Origin of the sequence: Bacillus sp. NH11B, from assembly GCF_001884205.1 — a bacterium.
Classification (GTDB): Bacteria; Bacillota; Bacilli; order Bacillales; family Bacillaceae_G; genus Bacillus_A; species Bacillus_A proteolyticus.
The window spans coordinates 1-4,438 of sequence record NZ_MAOG01000149.1 but is presented as its reverse complement, the minus strand read 5'-3'; the positions used below and the strand labels follow the sequence as shown (position 1 = coordinate 4,438).

At 33.2% G+C, this 4,438-nt stretch carries 4 protein-coding genes and 1 pseudogene; all 5 read right to left on the bottom strand.

Annotated features, from left to right (window positions below; genetic code table 11):
* Positions 1-749 (bottom strand): T7SS effector LXG polymorphic toxin (locus BAU27_RS30070; RefSeq protein WP_217653938.1); only part of this gene is annotated, 749 nt, incomplete at its 3' end.
* A 933-nt stretch (positions 750-1,682) separates the two neighbouring features.
* Entirely contained in the window at positions 1,683-2,138 is a 456-nt protein-coding gene (locus BAU27_RS30065) for an SMI1/KNR4 family protein (protein ID WP_071734862.1), read from the bottom strand.
* Positions 2,139-2,156: 18 nt separating this feature from the next.
* The gene (locus tag BAU27_RS30060) at positions 2,157-2,597 is read right to left on the bottom strand and encodes an SMI1/KNR4 family protein (protein ID WP_071734863.1); all 441 of its coding nucleotides are present in this window, start codon (positions 2,595-2,597) and stop codon (positions 2,157-2,159) included.
* Positions 2,598-3,014: 417 nt separating this feature from the next.
* Entirely contained in the window at positions 3,015-3,524 is a 510-nt protein-coding gene (locus tag BAU27_RS30055; protein WP_071772996.1) for an ankyrin repeat domain-containing protein, read from the bottom strand.
* Positions 3,525-3,546: 22 nt separating this feature from the next.
* Positions 3,547-4,438, bottom strand: a pseudogene (locus BAU27_RS33165) (AHH domain-containing protein); the annotation flags it as partial.

The window sequence follows — 4,438 nt, the reverse complement described above, 5'->3', positions numbered from 1 at the left end:
TCCACTGGATGATTGTCCGCCCATTCCTCTTGCTTTTTCTTCATTTCTCTTTCAGCTTGCAGTTGCGCTTCTCTTTCCGCCTTCGTGATTTGTGTATCCATTTCATGAATGCCTTTTGCCAACTCATCTTGCGCAAAGAAAGCTTGCAGTTGCGGATCAGTATAAGATAAATTGCCCATCTTCCCTGCAATTTGAACTTGTTTGTTTAGGGCATCGAGAATGTTTTCCGCATTACTTTTTTCTTTTTTACTTTCAAATTGCTGTACTTTTTGAATCGTATCCTCTAGTTCTTTACTGGCTGCAACCAGTTTTTCATCAAACTGGCTTTTCGGCATACTCAGTGAAATCAAATCACTTACGCTGTTGTAAATATTAGAGATACGACTATCCATTTCATGTTTCTTGGGTTGGAGATTGGAAAGTTTGTTTTGTGCTTGCAGTAATGCATCTTCCAGAATAATCGCATTCTCATCAGTTTCTCCAGTTGTTGACTGAAAATCCTGTAAGGTTTGCGCCATTTCGATACTAAGTAATTCATTGGTATCTTTCAATCCAATCACAACTGTATTTTGGTTATTATTGATGTCGTTGACAATCGCTTTCCCTGTTTCACCCTGCATGGCATCGGCCTGGATAATGCCATTCAATGCTTGTTTGGCTTGTTCAAGTTGATTATTTGTTTTACTGGTGTCTTTTTGAAGTTTTTCCAGTACTTCATGGAATTCCTTTAAATCTACATGAAAGCCCATTTAATCCGCCTCTCTTTCTGGGACACGGCAACATCGCCCTAAATCCATTATTGAAATTCTTAATGTACATATATGTAGTAATCTATATCTTCTTTTATATGTTTATTAGACATATCACTCTTTAAACGAAACAATCCCCTAAAGAACTCATCTTATAGAGGGTTCTTTTTTTATGCGAAAAAAAACAGCGAATTCTTAACTATTTCATCAATACTTTTAAAAATATATATCCCACATATTTCTTATAAAACAATGGTTGACTCTAAATGACACGTATCTCGACTGATCTCCGGGTAGTTTCTTCAACTGTTTCTAAGAAAAAACATGATTGGGAATATCCGTCCAAAATGAAATAAGAAAAAGACCACAGATTTCTGAATAGATCCCAAACAAAATGGAACAAAAAAGAACCCTTATCATAAGGATTTTGCAAAAGGTAACAATAAATATATAAAGTCAAGATTAAGAGGATTACTTATTATATCGTATATATGTATAGGGTAATGTTAAGGGAATATTAATAAATGGTCAAATTTTTTAGAATTATGCAAAATATCTGCTATTCGTTGGATGAATTAACACCAAAAATCATAAAAAAGGGAAAAGCATCTCGTGGGAAGTCGAGATGCTTTAAGAAAAATAAATGAGAAAAATCTTACATAGATCATAACGTACTTTATGAACAAATGAAGGTACACTTTTTTGTGGAATTATATTATTTACGTTAGTAAAATACGAAATTACATTTCTTTTTAAAAATCAAATTATAAAGGGTTTGATTTGTTGATTGTATGTTCTTGTTGTCATGATGTAAATCCTGTCTATTTTTTCTGTACTTTACAAAGAGGTTATATGTGTTATTGGTTGAGTGATAGGTTCATTCGATACCGATAACGTTATTTAACTTTGATTCAAATAATGGATTGTACAATCCTATTTCTCAGAAAGTTTATTAATAAATTCCGTAAAACTAGAAGCTATTTCCCTAATAAACTTTGCTTCTAATTCCGCTTCATTTTTTATCTGATAGGTATGACAGTGATGAACACTACCTATATCGCTACCATGGATTGACATACATATAATGTTATCAGCTGGATCTTTTCCTATTGGAATAAGTCTAGAAGGCAATTTATTTCCCTTAATATAATAATTTAAAGAATTTTGTAGATTATTTTCTGTTTCCTCTGATAGTGGAAAAAACATCATAATTGATGACGTAACTACATCATCTTTCGTAGTAAATCTTCTTCTATTAGATTTACCACCATTATCTCTTAATAAGAAACTCTTATAGTCCTCTGGTAGTTCTAATCCATTAAGTCTTTCAAAGATTTCTATATCTTCGGCTTTAATTTGTTTGAAAGTATATTCAAAATTAAGATTCATAATTCATCGACCTCCGACTCATTCGTTTTCACTAAAATGCAACGAATCTATTAAATTTGTAAAAGTACTGCAAATATATTCAATTGCTTGTTCATCACACTCATCGCTATCATAAAAAACTATTGTTGGTGAGTGTTTATCATTTCTAAAATCAAAACATATTTTATTACCGAATGGATCCGTAGCAAAGGGTATTATTCCCTTTGGGATGTATGGCGAGATAATATCATAAGTAACTGTTATGCTAATATATTCATTCGTGTAGCTTAGTAGGCAATCAAAAACTCCTTCTTCTCCATCTTCAAAGAAAAATATATTCGGTACTGGATGACCACCGTTATATTTCATTACACAATTTTTGTAATCTTGAGGAAAAATCACATTAACCTTCTCTTCAACTTCTGAAATTATCTGCTTGGTAATAGGGTCATGTGTACGCTCCCATTTTATTCTTCTCATGAAAATAACTCCCTAATTCGATTCGCTATGTTTCTCTTTATTTTACCATTTATTCCATTATTCCATTATTCCCTCCAACTTACCAACTATTTATGAAGTTAAAGCATACCAATCAATTAAAAAAGCACTTGTTGCCTATCATAGACAATCAAGTGCTTTAAGTTCATTTGTTTTTAAGTAGCATAAATTTGTAAGTTTTGTAGTAACAGTATGACACCTTTAATATATCGTGACAACTACTACGTTAAACCTTACAATTTTGTACGAGTTCGTTAGTTTCATATACATTCTATGTGTTTTATTCATCGCCCAATAAAATGTCATCTCACCTAAGGTCGTACCTCTTTTTCTATTCTATCATTACACATAATACTCTATGATGGTACAACCATCATGGAGTATGTACTTTTTAACAGCCTATTCTTTTTCATCCATCTTCTGCTTTAAATATTCAGCAATTTCTGTTTGCCCAAATTCTCTAGCATATTCATAAGCATCCATATTTTTAATATTTTCTCCAGTGTATTTAATTGAAATATCTATTCCTTTTTCAACTAGAAACTCAGCTACTTCTTTATGTCCACCATAAATCGCACCAAATAATGAATTTCTTTTTGCTAAGCTCACATCTAATTCTGCACCAGCCTCAATTAAATACTTTACTATCTCCAAATGCCCCTCTCCTGCTGCCAATCTTAAAGGGGAAGCATCAAATATATCACCTTTCGTATTAACATCGATTCCTTTATGGATTAAATATTCCACTATTCCAAAATGTCCTTTCTTTGCTGCAACATGTAACCACGTACCAAATGGTGTCATTGAATGTAAAGATTCTGGATTATCTCCTATTAAACGTTTTACTTCATTAATATCACCAATTTTAATTGCATTTCTTATTGCTTTATTTAAACTTTTTTCATCCATAACATTACCTCCTGTATCTCTACTATCTTGTACTAGCTATATCTCCTAAATCTTTAAGAGCTTCAACAATATCATCAAGGTCACCGTCCATTGCTTCAACATCCCTTAACCGCTTTACAACAATCTCCAAAGCATCAAAACTATGTTGTCCTACTACGGCATTTGGTGCCCAAACAAGGTTTTCTTCACCAATTATTGGGTCTATCCCATACCTTCTTAATATTTCTTGACCTTCTTGAACAAGTTCTTTTTGCTCCTGGCCAAGACCTTTTTTAAATAGAATATGATGTGCATGTGGATTTCTCATATCAGTAGGTGGGTCACCTATTAGTCCTCTAAGATACTTACCAAAAACAATTTTAAGTAATGCTTCATTATATTCTTTAGTAATGCCTAAATCAGACATCTTTTTACTAATCTCAGCCAACTCTTCTTTACTAAAAGTATTATTTTGAATAGCATTTTTTAGCTTATTCATCTTAGCAGCATCGACATTCCCGTTCACAATTATATCATCAAGATAATCACTTACGGTATTACCCGTGCCCCTAGTTCCACTATTAACAGCAGAAAATAACTCTCCAAGTGTCTTTCTTTCTCCTACATTCCCTCCACCTGCTAGCGCAGGTTCAGGGAATAAATTCGGGATCTCAATATTTTTAATCTTCTCCACGACATTCTTCATACTATCTGGCAACTTATTCATGAATGCCGTTACTTCTTCCAACTTACCAACTATTTTACTATTTTTCGCGGCTACTTGAAAGACTTTTGTACCCTCTGCGAATTTTCCGAATGCAGCTGTTCCTTTCACTGCGGCGGTTACTTCACCGACGCCGACGAAACAACTACCAATATCAAATATCGCGCCACCAAGAGCATAAGGATCGGTCAATGCTTTTTCTACATAACCT